The sequence below is a fragment of the Streptococcus suis genome (assembly GCF_002960445.1).
Lineage (GTDB): Bacteria > Bacillota > Bacilli > Lactobacillales > Streptococcaceae > Streptococcus > Streptococcus hyiners.
The window spans coordinates 1-273 of sequence record NZ_POJD01000266.1; the positions used below are offsets into that span (position 1 = coordinate 1).

The window sequence follows — 273 nt, forward strand, 5'->3', positions numbered from 1 at the left end:
AGCGAAAGACTTGACTGTTCCTCAGGCTGCTTTTATTGCAGGCTTACCGCAAAGTCCGATTGTTTATTCTCCCTATGCATCAGATGGAACACGTAAATCAGATGAAGATATGGTTTACGGTATTGAACGCTATCAAGATGTTCTCTTTAATATGTATCGGGCGTCATTCTTGACCAAGGAAGAATACGAAACCTATAAAGCCTACGATATTAAACAAGATTTTATTGCTCCAGCTCCTGTAATGGCGGATACGTAAGATTATCTCTATTACAA

1 pseudogene is annotated in these 273 nt (G+C 39.2%); it reads left to right on the top strand.

The features are described 5' to 3' along the window. Window positions 1-253 (top strand): annotated as a pseudogene (locus C1G53_RS09600) (penicillin-binding protein); the annotation flags it as partial. Window positions 254-273: the final 20 nt, after the last annotated feature.